Source organism: Pseudomonas sp. LS2P72 (genome assembly GCF_054897865.1).
This window is the reverse complement of record NZ_CM142708.1, coordinates 6,284,990-6,297,786: the sequence shown is the minus strand read 5'-3', so window position 1 is coordinate 6,297,786 and position 12,797 is coordinate 6,284,990. Positions and strand designations below refer to the sequence as shown.

Genomic DNA, 12,797 nt, shown 5'->3' with positions numbered 1-12,797 from the left:
GTAATGGCCATTCGCGGGCAAGCCTTGCTCCTACAGGTTCTGTGTCGATTCGCGATGATGCGAACAACACAAAACCTGTAGGAGCAAGGCTTGCCCGCGATGGCGATTTCTCAGTCAGCGCAGATATTCGACCAATCCGCGATAACACGTCGCCAAGTGATAAGGCGTGGTCGACGGCATGTCCCGACGTGTCACATCACCGTTTTCATCACGACACTCATACCAGCCACCCGCATGCAGAAAGCGCTGCTGCAACGCCTGCAATTGGCGCAGCACCGCAGCCTCGCTGTCTGGCCGCAAGGTCAAGGCGCGCAGGTATTCAGCCTGAGCCCAGATTCGCTGCGTAGCGTCCCGAGGTGGGCTGTCCGGCTGCAGGTCAAGCATGGCCCGCACAGCACCGGTCTGTTGATCGACGCCCAGTTTTTCAGTGAACGCAAAGGCGCGTTCCAGAGCAGCATGCAGTGTCGAACCGCGCAGCAACAAAGACGATTCCAGTAAGAAATACCACTCGAACTGATGCCCAGGTTCAAACCAGTTATCCACAGCGCCCAGCGGCTTTTCCATCAACACACCGTGTTGCGGGTCGATAAAGTGCTTATGCATCGCCGTGCATAACTCGACGAGTGCGTTTTGCACGACGACGTCTTTGCGCACCGACAGCGTGGCGAGGAAGGCTTCGGCCAAGTGCATCAGGGGATTTTGCAGCGGCCCGGACTCGAGCGAGGACCAGTCACGGCCGAGACTGGCTTCGTACAGGCCGTCGCCCGTGACAAAGCGCTGCGCGACCACTTCCAGTACGGCATTGAGCACCGATTCCACCAGCGGTTCGCGAACTTTGTCCCAGTAATGGGCGCAGGCGAACAGGATGAAGGCGTGGGTGTAGAGGTCTTTGCGCTGATCCAGCGGCGCACCCTGTGGGTCGACGCTGTAGAACCAGCCGCCATGCTCGGCATCGTGGAAATGCTGTTGCAGGGAACGGAACAGCGCTGCGGCGCGCTCTTCGGCGGCCGGCACCTGGCCGATCAGGCTGGAAAACAGGTAAAGCTGCCGCGCGCAGGCCATGGCCCGATAGCGTTGGGGCGGCAGCGGTTGGTGTTCGGCGTCCAGCGCCTCATAGGGCAGCGCCATGTCGGCATTCCAGCCGGGGCCTTGCCAGAGCGGCACGATCACGTCCTGGAAGTGCTGTTGCACCGAGGCAAACAGAGCGGTCAATTCAGGCTGGGAAGCAGAGCGGGAAACAGGCGGCATTGGCTGGCGTCGTCACGGCAGGGTTGATTGCGCGACATGTTAGCAGAGAGGCCGGCTGGAGAGATGCGGTGTCTGTCAGACCGCTATCGCGAGCAAGCTCGGCTCCCACAGGAGTACGCATTTCACTGTGGGAGCCGAGCTTGCTCGCGATGAGGCCATCACAGGCGATAAAGAAATCAGCCCGCCAACAGCCACACGCCAGTCGCCGCCGAGGCCGCACCCGCCAGTCGAACCAACGGCGCCGCCGCTTGCGGCAACACCCGCACTACGGCGTAACCCAATCCATGCAACGCAGCCGTCGCCGCTACAAACCCCGCGGCATACGTCCAAGGGCTCGACATCTGTGGCAACTCCAGTCCGTGCGCCACCCCGTGGAACAACGCAAACAAAGCGGTTGCCGCAACGGCGAAGCTCAACGGCGGACGCACGGCCAACGCCACCGCCAGACCCAGCGCCAGCACCGACGCCGCAATCCCGCTCTCCAGCGCCGGCAGGTTCAGCCCTTCAAACCCTAGCAAACCGCCGATCAGCATGATGCCGACGAATGTGCACGGCAGCGCCCAGCGTGCAGCGCCTTTCTGTTGTGCCGCCCACAAACCGACCGCAACCATCGCCAACAAGTGATCGAGGCCTCCGATCGGGTGGCTGATGCCGGCGATCAAGCCGTTGTCGCCATGCCCCGGGTGGGCGAAGGCGATGGCCGGGGTCAGCAGCAGGGCGATGACGCCCAGAATGCGTTTAAGTGTCATGGATAAGCGTCCTTGTTGATAAAAGTTGATCATGTTCACGCCGCTGTCAGCAGGCCCTGGCGTTCGATGAAGGCGATGATTTGTTCCAGGCCGAGTCCGGTTTTCTGGTTGCTGAAAACGAACGGTTTGCCGTTGCGCATGCGCTTGGTGTCGCTGTCCATCAGTTCCAGCGACGCACCCACCAATGGCGCGAGGTCGATTTTGTTGATCACCAGCAGATCCGATTTGCAGATCCCCGGCCCACCCTTGCGCGGCAGCTTGTCGCCGGCCGAGACGTCGATCACATAGATGGTCAGGTCGGACAGTTCCGGGCTGAAGGTGGCAGACAGGTTGTCGCCACCAGACTCCACAAGGATCAGGTCCAGCCCCGGAAAGCGCCGGTTCAGTTGGTCCACGGCTTCGAGGTTGATCGAGGCGTCTTCGCGGATCGCCGTGTGCGGGCAGCCGCCGGTTTCTACGCCGATGATCCGCTCCGGCGCCAATGCTTCGTTGCGCACCAGAAAGTCGGCGTCTTCGCGGGTGTAGATGTCGTTGGTGACCACCGCCAGGTTGTAGCGGTCGCGCAGCGCCAGGCACAGGGCCAAAGTCAGAGCGGTTTTGCCGGAACCGACCGGGCCGCCGATGCCGACGCGCAGAGGTTGTGTGTTCATGTGCTTCTCCAAAATAACAGGCCCAAAATAAAGGCCCTAGGAACGGAACAGACGGCTGTACTGGCGCTCATGTGCCATGCACGCCAGGGACAGGCCGAAAGCGGCGCTGCCATAGTGTTCGGGGTTGATTCGGGTGGCGTTTTGCTGAGCCTCTTGCAGCAGCGGCAGCAGTTCGCTGGTCAGGCGTTGCGCGGCTTGCTGGCCCAATGGCAGGGTTTTCATCAGCACCGCCAGTTGGTTTTCCAGCCAGCTCCAGAGCCACGCCGCGAGTGCGTCCTGCGGGCTGATATTCCAGGCGCGAGCGGCCAGTGCCCAGCCGAGGGCCAGGTGCGGCTCGGGACGTTGCTCAAGAAAGGCACGGGCCGGTGCATCAAGCTCAGGCAAACCGTTGAGCAGTTGCTGCAACGAATAACCCATCTGCCGACTTTCCTGATGCAGCTCGCGGGTTTCCCGGCTGGCGCGATGTTCTTCGCAGCGTTGCAGCAGTTCACCCCAGTTTTCATCAGAGGCGGCCACGCAATGGGCGAGCAGCAACGGCGCTTCGAAACGTGCCAGGTTCAGCAGCAACTGATCGCTGATCCAGCGATGGGCGCTGTCAGGATCATTCACACGGCCGCTATCCACAGCCATTTCCAGGCCTTGGGAATAGCTGTAACCGCCAATCGGCAATTGCGGACTGGCCAGGCGCAACAGCGCCCAGGCTGGGTTCATAGCCGCACGCCGAATTGGTGCAGCTTCGGCGGGTAGTTGAAGTCTTCGTCGCCGTGACGCGAATGGTGGTGGCCGCCACCGTAGGCACCGTGTTCTGGCTGGAACGGCGCCTCGATGTTCTCGACCTTGGCATCAAGCTGTTCGAGCATGGCCTTGAGCACGTAGTCGTCGAGCAGGCGCAACCAGCCATCGCCGACTTGCAGGGCGACGTGGCGGTTGCCGAGGTGATAGGCGGCGCGAGTCAGTTCGAAAGCATTGGCGCAGGTGACGTGCAACAGTTGTTCGGCCCGGGCGCAGACGCGCACGATGCGCCCGTCTTCGGCTTGCAGGTATTCGCCGTCGTACAGCGGTGGCTGACCGCGCTCCAAAAACAACCCGACGTCTTCACCCTCGGCACTGAAACAGCGCAAACGGCTTTTGCTCCGGGCTTCGAAGGTCAGGTGCAACTCGGCGGCCCAGACGGGTTGAGGGTCGATTCTGCGATGAATCACCAGCATCGGAAGGCTTCCAGCAATGGACAATGCTTAGGGCTAGAGCAAGGGGCTTGCCAATCGGGTGATACGTAGGAAATGCCTGTCGGAGCTCAGTGGGGGCTAACAGGCTTTGCGGCTATTTGGATGAATTTGGTGCGGTGCAGAGCTGCGCGCACCAAATTGCGGCGCAAAAAAAAGATCGTCCGAACGATCTTTTAGAAGATTACTCGGTACTGCCGAGGCCTTGCCAATGCTTCAGGCCAATAAAGATAAACCTTAGCTGCTGTGTAATCTTCGCCTGCGGCGTCAGATGCTCAGGCAGCGCCTGTGCCGGCGGATCAATGATGTCCGGCAAGGTCGCGAACACGCTTTTGACAATCAGATCAGCCATGACGCTCAGGCCGGCGATGTCCAGATGTTGCAGTTTCGGCATCAAGGACAAGTCGGCCGCCAGGTCCGAGCTGATGTCTTCGCGCAAGCGGCCAATGGCCTGGCGCACTGGCAGCGAGCCGCCGTACTGCTCGCGAGCGAGAAACAGGAACTGCGAGCGATTGGCCGTGACCACGTCGAGAAAAATCCGCACCGACGCATCGATGATGCCGCCCATGACGAACTCGTTGTGCCGCACCAGGCGTATGGTTTCGCGGAAGGTCTGACCGACTTCACTCACCAACACCAGGCCCAGTTCATCCATATCGGCGAAATGCCGGTAGAAACCGGTAGGCACGATCCCCGCAGTTCTGGCGACTTCGCGCAGGCTCAGGCTGCCGAATCCTCGGCCGCATTCCATCAAGTGGCGGGCAGCGTCCATCAGGGCGTTGCGGGTCTGTTGTTTCTGTTCGGCGCGGGGCAGCATCGCAAGGGTGTTTTCTATATAAGACAGCGGCGCACTCTAGCAAATCGGCTTTGCCGGCGTCGAATGACTATCGTGGGATCAAGCGGGGAAGTGAGGCATCTATAACGTTAAAAGCCCAATCCGGGGATTGGGCTTTTTTTCAGGGCCGCCATGGGCTCAGCTCAAAGCGCTGTTGCGTTCGATGACACGGTCACCACCGCCTTCAGCCAGGGTCTGACCTTGTGGAGTGCGATCGGAACCGTCAGCCGCCAGGGTTTGACCTTGTGGAGTGCGGTCGGAACCATCAGCCGCCAGGGTTTGACCTTGTGGAGTGCGATCGGAACCATCAGCCGCCAGGGTCTGGCCTTGTGGAGTGCGATCGGAACCGTCAGCCGCCAGCGTTTGACCTTGTGGAGTACGGTCTGAACCATCCTGGGTGATCAGGCCTTTTTCTTTCAGGCGATCATTGCCACCTTCGGCGACGGTTTGGCTGAACGCCGAGTGGGTGGATTTCACTTGCGGTGTGGCCTGGTCAGCCGCTGGCAGGGCGAAAGCAGTGCTGGCCAGCATTGAGAGAGTAAGGCTAAGCAGTAATTGGCGTTTCATGATTGGGTGCTCCGTGGGAGGGCTATAAAGTGGGTACGAGGGCAATGCTACTCTCGATAAGTCGATATAAAAGTTCATAAACGCAATGGTAATAATCAACAGAATTGATTGTTCCGTGAAACGGCTCTAGATCGGGCGTTTCCGGCGGACGTTTTTGCGCTGAGATGGGTATTTTCCACTCACTTGCGCCTTGCAATAGTGCGGGTCCGGTAACGCATCCTGTCGCCGACCGATTATTTGAGCGTTAAGCGGCTTTTCGGTTAAACCTGCGCGCCATTTCCCAGTCCTACACTCCATGGCAGGCCGGTTCTGGCCTAACGTTTCAAACATGCGTCGCAGGTCAGGGCGCTCGGTCGTATCAGGAGCCCTGTGCAATGACGCGCACTCGTAAATTTTTTACCTGGACCCTCGCCAGCCTGGTTGTGCTGCTGGCCGTATTGGTTCTGATCATCGCGTTCTTCGATTGGAACCGAATCAAACCGCCGCTTAACGCCAAAGTTTCCGAAGAGCTGCACCGCCCGTTTGCCATCAACGGCAACCTCGCGGTGGTCTGGCAGCGCGAACCCGACGAGGGCGGCTGGCGCGCGTGGGTGCCGTGGCCGCATGTGGTGGCAGAGGACTTGAGCCTGGGCAACCCGGACTGGTCGAAGAAGCCGCAAATGGTCACCCTCAAGCGTGTCGAGTTGCGCATCTCGCCCTTGGCCTTGTTGGCGCAGCGCGTGGTGATCCCGCGCATCGACCTGACCGAACCGAATGCCGACCTTCAGCGCCTTGCCGATGGTCGAGCCAACTGGACCTTCAAATTCGACCCCAAAGATCCGAACGCCGAGCCTTCCAACTGGGTGGTGGACATCGGTGCGATCGGCTTCGACAAAGGTCACGTCATCCTCGACGACCAGAGCCTGAAGACTCAGCTCGACTTGATCATCGACCCGCTGGGCAAGCCGATTCCGTTCAGTGACATCGTCGGTGACAAAACCGCGAAAACCGCGTCGGAAAAGGGCGCTACGCCGCAGGATTACGCGTTCGCGCTGAAGGTCAAAGGCCAATACCACGGCCAGAAACTCGATGGAGAAGGCAAGGTCGGCGGCCTGCTGGCGTTGCAGGACGCGGCCAGACCGTTCCCGCTTCAGGCGCAAGTGAAAATCGCTGACACCCGTGTCGAACTGGCCGGCACCCTCACTGATCCGTTGAACCTCGGTGCCCTGGACTTGCGCCTGAAACTGGCGGGCACCAGCCTGGGCAATCTTTACCCGCTGACCGGCGTGACCCTGCCGGACACACCGCCGTACGAGACTGACGGGCACTTGATCGCCAAGCTGCAGGAAGCAGGCGGCGGGGTGTTTCGTTATGAAGAGTTCAACGGCAAGATTGGTCAAAGCGATATCCATGGCAGCCTGACCTATGTCGCCAGCCAGCCGCGTCCGAAGCTGAGCGGATCGCTGGTTTCCAATCAACTGCTGTTTGCCGACCTGGCCCCGTTGATCGGTGCCGACTCCAATGCCAAACAAAAGGCCCGTGGCGGCGAAAGCAATCAGCCGGCCGACAAGGTGTTGCCGGTCGAAGAGTTCAGAACCGAGCGCTGGCGCGATATGGACGCTGACGTCGAATTCACCGGCAAGCGCATCGTCCACAGCGAAAGACTGCCGTTCAACGATCTCTACACCCACCTGATACTCATTGACGGCGTGCTCAGCCTTGAGCCCCTGCGCTTCGGCGTGGCCGGCGGCAACCTGGACGCTCAGATTCGCCTCAATGGCCGAACCGAACCGTTGGAAGGCCGGGCAAAACTCACCGCCCGCGGTTTCAAACTCAAACAACTGTTCCCGACCTTTGAGCCGATGAAAACCAGTTTCGGCCAGCTCAATGGCGATGCCGACATCACCGGTCGTGGCAACTCGGTGGCCAAACTGCTGGGCACCGCCAATGGCAATCTGAAGATGCTGATCAACGATGGCGCTATCAGCCGCGAGTTGATGGAGCTGGCCGGGCTCAACGTCGGCAACTATGTAGTGAGCAAGATCTTTGGCGACAAGGAAGTGAAGATCAACTGCGCTGCCGCCGACTTCGACATCAAGACCGGGCTGGCGACCCCGCGCCTGTTCGTCTTCGATACCGAAAACGCGATCGTCTACATCGACGGCACCGCCAACATGGCGACTGAACAACTGGACCTGACCATCACCCCGGAATCCAAGGGCTGGCGATTGATATCGCTGCGTTCGCCGCTGTATGTGCGGGGCAAGTTCATCAAGCCTGATGCGGGTGTGAAGGCTGTGCCGCTGATGCTGCGCGGGGCGGGAATGGTGGCGTTGGGTGTGATTGCGGCGCCGGCGGCGGGGTTGTTGGCGCTGATAGCGCCGAGCGGTGGCGAACCGAATCAGTGCGCGCCGTTGCTGGAGCAGATGAAGGCCGGCAAGGCACCAGTCACCGTCAAACCCACCAAGTAATCCGTTGGCGTCTGTCATGACGCCATCGCGGGCAAGCCATGCTCCTACAGGTCTCGGCCACCACACGAAACCTGTAGGAGCATGGCTTGCCCGCGATGGCGGATTAACAGGCATTACCAATCTTTCAGAATGTCCGCCATGTCATCCGCGCCGTTCTCTACGTTCTTCATCTCGATCTCCTGTAGGCGCTGCCGAAGGCCGCGATCTTGGCAATAGCCCTGACAATGCTGCTTCTTCCTGCAACCACGCAAAAAACGCCCGGACCGGCGGATGCCGTTCGCGCCCCGGCACGCACAGTGCCGCGTAACCGGCACCATCGACCTGAACCTCACCCTTGTAAGCCACCAGCAAACCACTGGCCACGCTCTCGGACACCAGAATATTGCTCGCCAGCACCAGGCCTTGCCCGGCAATCGCCGCTTGCAGGGCGTAATGTTCTTCGTCGTATTCACGCACCACCGGTTGCCCGGCCAGCCAGGTTTCGCCGGACTTCACGCACCAGGCCTGCCAATCGTATGCGTAAAATTTTGAGTTGCACCAGCGAACGCTAATCAACGTCGGCACTCGTCTGGCCGCCAGGGCCACCTGTTCGGGAGAGCCATAGACGCCGAAGGATTCGTCGAACAGACATAACCCATAAAGGTTCGGGTAGTCGCCTTGTGTGTAGCGCACCACCAGATCGACGCTGGCGTCCTGATGCAAATCGATGACATCGCAATGGGTGTCGAGCCGCAGGCTGATATTGGGATGCCGCGCATAGAAGCGCCCCAGTCGCGGCACCAGCCATAGTGCGGCGAAGGCGGCGATGGTGGAGACCGTCAAGCTCGCTCCACTGCGCTGCGGGCGCAGGGTATCGACGCTTTGTGCCACTTCCAGCAAGGCGCCGTGCAGACTCTGGAACAGGCGTTCGCCGCCGTCAGTGAGGCGCACTTGTCGCGGCAATCGCTCGAACAGCGCGATACCGAGCCAGTTTTCCAGCGAGCGAATCTGATGGGAAATCGCTGTGGGTGTCACCGAAAGCTCTTCGGCGGCGGCCTTGAAGCTCAGCAAGCGAGAGGCGGATTCGAAGGCGCGCAAAGCGGTTAGCGGCAGTGAGGCGAACATGGGAACTCCATGGATGAAATAAATTCATCCTGAATGACTTTTGCTCATTTGAAGGAAGGCGGCTACGAGCGCCAAGCTAAGAGCCATAAACAATCGAGTGTAGTCCTTCAGGAGGTTCAGATGAGCACAGTTCTTGCGATTCACGCCAGCCCCCGTGGCGAACGTTCCCACTCCCGGCGCTTGGCCGAAGTGTTTTTGGCGGCCTGGCAGGCCCGTCACCCGCAGTCGCAGTTGACCCGTCGTGAAGTCGGTCGGGCATTGATTCCGCCGGTCAACGAGGCTTTTGTTGCGGCGGCGTTTTACCCCGAGCCCGAGGCGCGGCCGCTGTCGATGCAGGCCGACCTGGCGTTCAGCGATGAGCTGGTGGGGGAATTGCTCGGCCATGATCTGCTGGTGATTTCCACGCCCATGCATAACTTCAGCGTACCCAGCGGCCTCAAGGCCTGGATCGATCAGATCGTGCGGCTCGGGCTGACCTTCAATCACACCCTGGACAATGGCGTTGCGCAGTACCAGCCGTTGGTACAGGGCAAAAAAGCCCTGATTGTCACCAGCCGCGGCGGGTTCGGTTTCGGACCGGGCGGTGAGCTGGAAGCCATGAATCACGCCGATCCGTTGTTGCGCACGGCGCTGGGTTTCATCGGTATCACCGACATCACGGTGGTCGCTGCCGAGGGTGAAGAGTCCGCCGAGCGGACTTTTCAGCTCAGCGCCGCCGAGGCAGAACAGCGTCTGCTGGCGTTGGCAGGGGAGTTTTAATGGCTTGGTTTTTTTTGTTGATCGCCGCCGGGTTCGAAATCACTTTCGCCATGAGCATGAAGTACTCGGAAGGCTTCACTCGGCTCTGGCCGTCGCTGATCACCGTTGTGGCGGCGCTGGCCGGAATCTACTTCCTGACCTTGTCCATGCGCGAGTTGCCGGTGAGCATCGCTTACCCGATCTGGACCGCCATCGGCTCACTGGGCACGGTGTTTCTCGGGTTTGCGTTGCTCGGTGAAAGCCTGACGGCAGTCAAACTGGTGTCGGTCGGATTGATCGTGGCGGGGGTGGTGGGGCTGAAGTAGGGCGGGATGTCATAGACTGGTCGTCGAGTTGTCATCTTCGATGCCGATGCTTGGCTGATGTCTTGCATTCAGTCTTGCGTCACTTCACCGATCACAAGGACGTTCGCCCATGTCGCAAGGTTCCGCCACACGTTACCCGTTGGTGCTGGTCCCGGGAATGCTCGGGTTTATCCGTCTGCTGCTCTATCCATACTGGTACGGGATCGTCTCGGCGTTGCGCCGCGGTGGGGCGACGGTGTTTGCGGTGCAGGTCTCGCCGCTCAATTCAAACGAGGTACGCGGCGAACAGTTGCTGGCGCGGATCGAGGAGATTCTGCGGGAAACCGGGGCCGAGAAGGTCAACCTGATCGGCCATAGCCAGGGCTCGCTCACCGCCCGTTACGCTGCGGCCAAACGCCCGGATCGGGTGGCGTCGGTGACGTCGGTGGCAGGACCCAATCACGGTTCGGAGCTGGCGGACTACCTGCACAGCCACTACCCGGGAGACAGCGCCAAGGGGCGTTTGCTCAGCGTTTTGCTGCGCTGGATCAGTGCGCTGATGAGCCTGCTGGAAACCGGTTATCGCGGGCCGAAATTGCCGGTCGATATCCATGCCTCCCATCATTCACTGACGACGGAAGGCGTGGCGCTGTTCAACCAGCGTTATCCACAGGGCTTGCCTGAAACCTGGGGCGGGCATGGGCCGGAGGAGGTCAACGGCGTGCGGTATTACTCCTGGTCCGGGACCTTGCAGCCGGGGAAAACTGATCGGGGGCGTAACCTGTTCGATGGGACTAATCGCAGTTGTCGGTTGTTTGCCAGGACCTTCGTTCGAGAAGTCGGGCATTGCGACGGGATGGTCGGGCGTTACAGCTCGCATCTGGGGACAGTGATCGGCGATGAGTATCCGATGGATCACTTCGATATCGTCAATCAGTCGTTGGGTCTGGTGGGCAAGGGCGCGGAGCCGGTCCGGTTGTTTGTCGAGCATGCTGCGCGGCTGAAAGCGGCCGGGGTTTAGCCTCCAGACCGAGTTATCGTTCATCGCGGGCAAGCCTTGCTCCTACAGGTATCACCAACCCTGTAGGAGCAAGGCTTGCCCGCGAAGGCGTCAGATCAGGCAACACTGACCTTACGACCGAGAACCGTGGTCCAGCGCTCCGACAAAATCACGCCACCCAACGTCAACATCCCGCCCACCAGGTGATACATCGCCAACTGCTCATGCAGCACCACCGCCGCAATCAGTGCAGTAATCAGCGGCAGCAGATTGAAAAACAACGTGGTCCGGCTCGGTCCCAGGCGCACCACGGCCTGCATCCACGCCAATGGCGCAACCATCGAGGCCAGCAGGCAAGCGTAAAGCACCAGCGGAATGTTCTGCAGCGTCGGGCCGATCTTCGGTGAAGCGAGGAACAGCGGAAACAGCACCGCCACCGCCACCCATACCTGCAAGTACAGCAACACCAACGGCGGCAAACGCAGCTGCCACTTTTTCAGCAGCGTGCTGTAAATCGCGTAGGCCAGGGTGGCGATCAGCATCATCGCGTCACCCAGGTTCACCCCGTGTTCGAGCAGCGCACCAAGGCTGCCGGATGAGACAACCACCAAAACCCCCGCAAACGACAGCACCGCACCGGCCAGGGCCCCGATGGTCAGGCGCTGGCCCAGGCTGATGATTGCCATGGCCAGCGACATCAGTGGCATCAGCGACAGGATGATGCCCATGTTGGTGGCCGAGGTCAGGCTCGCCGCGAAGTACGCCAGGCTTTGGTAAACCGCCATGCCGAGCACGCCGAGCACAAAAATCTTGCCCAGGTTCGGGCGGATCGCTGGCCAATGGGCGATCACCGGTTTGAGCATGAAGGGGGTGAACAGCAGTCCGGCAAGCAGCCAGCGGTAAAAGCCGATCTCGGCAGGGAAGATCGCCCCGGCCGACATTTTGGTGATCACGGTATTGCCGGCCCAAATGAAAATGGCCAGCAGGGGATAAGCGTATTGCATCAGGGAAAACCAGAACGTTAATGAGGGGCGATTATCGCCTGTCTGGATACAAGCCTATACTTCGATCCAGACAACCTGCCCCTGATGACGGACAGCATGAACAGTAAACACATCGATCTGCTGGATTTCAGCGAACTGCCTGCCCCGGTGTATTTCCGTTATGCCGACTTTGATGCACATCGTTATGCCTCGGCGCACCGTCATCCCTGGGGAACGCTGGAGTATTCGGCCCACGGCGTATTGCACATGGAAATCGGCGGCAGCCGCTTCATGTCACCGCCGCAATATGCGGTGTGGGTGCCGCCGCAGACCGAGCACAGCTTCTATAGCCATCAACCGATCAACTATCGAGCGGTCTGCCTGGCGCCGCCGATGTGCCAGGACCTGCCTCAGCAGGCCTGCACCCTGGCCATCAGCGACATCCTCAAAGCGATCCTCAAAGACTTCGCCGCGCGCGATGTGAAGATTCCGGAGCACGACGCTGACAAACGTTTGGCTCAGGTGTTGGTGGACCAGCTGCAGCAGGCGCCTATCCACGAGTGTTATTTGCCCTACGCCAGCAGCCCCGGCTTGCTCGGGATTCTCGAAGCCTTGCAGGCCGAGCCCGGTGATAACCGGCCCTTGGATCAATGGGCCGCGCAGATCCATGTCAGCGAACGCACCCTGGCGCGGCGGTTCGTGCGTGAGTTGGGCATGAGCTTTGGCGAGTGGCGGCAGCGGTTGCGGTTTCTGGCGGCGATCGAAGCGCTGGACAGCCATCGCAGCATCCAGGAGATCGCCTTCGACATGGGCTACAGCACCGGTTCAGCGTTTATCGCGATGTTTCAACGCCAGGCAGAGTGCACGCCGGAACAGTATCGACGTAGCCACCTTGAGAGCAGGAAGGTGTAACAGGTGTTGTCTACACTCCAGAGCGAGGTCGTG

14 protein-coding genes are annotated in these 12,797 nt (G+C 60.3%); 5 read left to right on the top strand and 9 right to left on the bottom strand.

Going from position 1 to position 12,797, the window contains the following annotated elements; genetic code table 11:
- Window positions 1-114 precede the first annotated feature (114 nt).
- From ACYZUA_RS28865 to ACYZUA_RS28835, 7 genes are all read right to left on the bottom strand, one after another.
- Window positions 115-1,248, bottom strand: coding sequence for an AGE family epimerase/isomerase (locus ACYZUA_RS28865; protein ID WP_461961547.1), 1,134 nt, complete (start codon window positions 1,246-1,248; stop codon window positions 115-117).
- A 176-nt stretch (window positions 1,249-1,424) separates the two neighbouring features.
- Window positions 1,425-1,997 carry a HupE/UreJ family protein gene (locus ACYZUA_RS28860; RefSeq protein WP_461961546.1) on the bottom strand — a complete coding sequence of 191 codons (573 nt, stop codon included), beginning with the start codon at window positions 1,995-1,997 and terminating at the stop codon, window positions 1,425-1,427.
- 35 nt (window positions 1,998-2,032) lie between these two features.
- Window positions 2,033-2,647: an urease accessory protein UreG gene (gene ureG, locus ACYZUA_RS28855; RefSeq protein WP_461961545.1), complete on the bottom strand. Its 615-nt coding sequence runs from the start codon at window positions 2,645-2,647 to the stop codon at window positions 2,033-2,035.
- Between the two features lie 36 nt (window positions 2,648-2,683).
- Window positions 2,684-3,358 (bottom strand): urease accessory protein UreF, encoded by a 675-nt coding sequence (locus tag ACYZUA_RS28850; RefSeq protein ID WP_461961544.1) that lies wholly within the window; start codon window positions 3,356-3,358, stop codon window positions 2,684-2,686.
- Entirely contained in the window at window positions 3,355-3,855 is a 501-nt protein-coding gene (gene ureE / locus ACYZUA_RS28845) for an urease accessory protein UreE (RefSeq protein ID WP_095127367.1), read from the bottom strand. The genes ACYZUA_RS28850 and ureE overlap by 4 nt, the downstream gene beginning before the upstream one ends.
- 199 nt (window positions 3,856-4,054) lie before the next feature.
- The gene (locus tag ACYZUA_RS28840) at window positions 4,055-4,687 is read right to left on the bottom strand and encodes a TetR family transcriptional regulator (protein WP_033055580.1); all 633 of its coding nucleotides are present in this window, start codon (window positions 4,685-4,687) and stop codon (window positions 4,055-4,057) included.
- Window positions 4,688-4,843: 156 nt separating this feature from the next.
- Complete coding sequence (locus tag ACYZUA_RS28835) at window positions 4,844-5,272, bottom strand: hypothetical protein (protein WP_461961543.1); 429 nt, start codon at window positions 5,270-5,272, stop codon at window positions 4,844-4,846.
- A gap of 374 nt (window positions 5,273-5,646) precedes the next feature.
- Here ACYZUA_RS28835 and ACYZUA_RS28830 point away from each other — a divergent pair, with 374 nt between their 5' ends.
- Entirely contained in the window at window positions 5,647-7,722 is a 2,076-nt protein-coding gene (locus ACYZUA_RS28830; protein ID WP_461961542.1) for an AsmA family protein, read from the top strand.
- A 141-nt stretch (window positions 7,723-7,863) separates the two neighbouring features.
- Here ACYZUA_RS28830 and ACYZUA_RS28825 read toward each other — a convergent pair whose 3' ends face one another.
- Complete coding sequence (locus ACYZUA_RS28825; RefSeq protein WP_461961541.1) at window positions 7,864-8,826, bottom strand: LysR substrate-binding domain-containing protein; 963 nt, start codon at window positions 8,824-8,826, stop codon at window positions 7,864-7,866.
- Window positions 8,827-8,946: 120 nt separating this feature from the next.
- Between ACYZUA_RS28825 and ACYZUA_RS28820 the strand changes: the two genes are divergently transcribed.
- The 3 genes from ACYZUA_RS28820 (at window position 8,947) to ACYZUA_RS28810 (ending at window position 10,890) form a co-directional block, all read left to right on the top strand.
- Window positions 8,947-9,585, top strand: coding sequence for an FMN-dependent NADH-azoreductase (locus ACYZUA_RS28820; protein WP_461961540.1), 639 nt, complete (start codon window positions 8,947-8,949; stop codon window positions 9,583-9,585).
- Window positions 9,585-9,890, top strand: coding sequence for a DMT family transporter (locus ACYZUA_RS28815; protein ID WP_095127361.1), 306 nt, complete (start codon window positions 9,585-9,587; stop codon window positions 9,888-9,890). Before ACYZUA_RS28820 ends, ACYZUA_RS28815 begins: the two co-directional genes overlap by 1 nt.
- 109 nt (window positions 9,891-9,999) lie before the next feature.
- Window positions 10,000-10,890: an alpha/beta fold hydrolase gene (locus ACYZUA_RS28810; protein ID WP_461961539.1), complete on the top strand. Its 891-nt coding sequence runs from the start codon at window positions 10,000-10,002 to the stop codon at window positions 10,888-10,890.
- Window positions 10,891-10,985: 95 nt separating this feature from the next.
- Here the strand turns inward: ACYZUA_RS28810 and ACYZUA_RS28805 are convergent, their stop codons facing one another.
- Window positions 10,986-11,873, bottom strand: coding sequence for a DMT family transporter (locus ACYZUA_RS28805; protein WP_461961538.1), 888 nt, complete (start codon window positions 11,871-11,873; stop codon window positions 10,986-10,988).
- A gap of 96 nt (window positions 11,874-11,969) precedes the next feature.
- On the opposite strand from ACYZUA_RS28805, the gene ACYZUA_RS28800 reads away from it, so the two are divergent.
- Window positions 11,970-12,764, top strand: a complete 795-nt coding sequence (locus ACYZUA_RS28800; RefSeq protein ID WP_461961537.1) for an AraC family transcriptional regulator — start codon at window positions 11,970-11,972, stop codon at window positions 12,762-12,764.
- The last annotated feature ends 33 nt before the right edge of the window (window positions 12,765-12,797 follow it).

Coding starts and splice junctions, on each gene's coding strand:
- ACYZUA_RS28865 (WP_461961547.1), bottom strand. CDS start 1,248: ATGCCGCCTGTTTCCCGCTCTGCTTCCCAGCCTGAATTGACCGCTCTG.
- ACYZUA_RS28860 (WP_461961546.1), bottom strand. CDS start 1,997: ATGACACTTAAACGCATTCTGGGCGTCATCGCCCTGCTGCTGACCCCG.
- ureG (WP_461961545.1), bottom strand. CDS start 2,647: ATGAACACACAACCTCTGCGCGTCGGCATCGGCGGCCCGGTCGGTTCC.
- ACYZUA_RS28850 (WP_461961544.1), bottom strand. CDS start 3,358: ATGAACCCAGCCTGGGCGCTGTTGCGCCTGGCCAGTCCGCAATTGCCG.
- ureE (WP_095127367.1), bottom strand. CDS start 3,855: ATGCTGGTGATTCATCGCAGAATCGACCCTCAACCCGTCTGGGCCGCC.
- ACYZUA_RS28840 (WP_033055580.1), bottom strand. CDS start 4,687: ATGCTGCCCCGCGCCGAACAGAAACAACAGACCCGCAACGCCCTGATG.
- ACYZUA_RS28835 (WP_461961543.1), bottom strand. CDS start 5,272: ATGAAACGCCAATTACTGCTTAGCCTTACTCTCTCAATGCTGGCCAGC.
- ACYZUA_RS28830 (WP_461961542.1), top strand. CDS start 5,647: ATGACGCGCACTCGTAAATTTTTTACCTGGACCCTCGCCAGCCTGGTT.
- ACYZUA_RS28825 (WP_461961541.1), bottom strand. CDS start 8,826: ATGTTCGCCTCACTGCCGCTAACCGCTTTGCGCGCCTTCGAATCCGCC.
- ACYZUA_RS28820 (WP_461961540.1), top strand. CDS start 8,947: ATGAGCACAGTTCTTGCGATTCACGCCAGCCCCCGTGGCGAACGTTCC.
- ACYZUA_RS28815 (WP_095127361.1), top strand. CDS start 9,585: ATGGCTTGGTTTTTTTTGTTGATCGCCGCCGGGTTCGAAATCACTTTC.
- ACYZUA_RS28810 (WP_461961539.1), top strand. CDS start 10,000: ATGTCGCAAGGTTCCGCCACACGTTACCCGTTGGTGCTGGTCCCGGGA.
- ACYZUA_RS28805 (WP_461961538.1), bottom strand. CDS start 11,873: ATGCAATACGCTTATCCCCTGCTGGCCATTTTCATTTGGGCCGGCAAT.
- ACYZUA_RS28800 (WP_461961537.1), top strand. CDS start 11,970: ATGAACAGTAAACACATCGATCTGCTGGATTTCAGCGAACTGCCTGCC.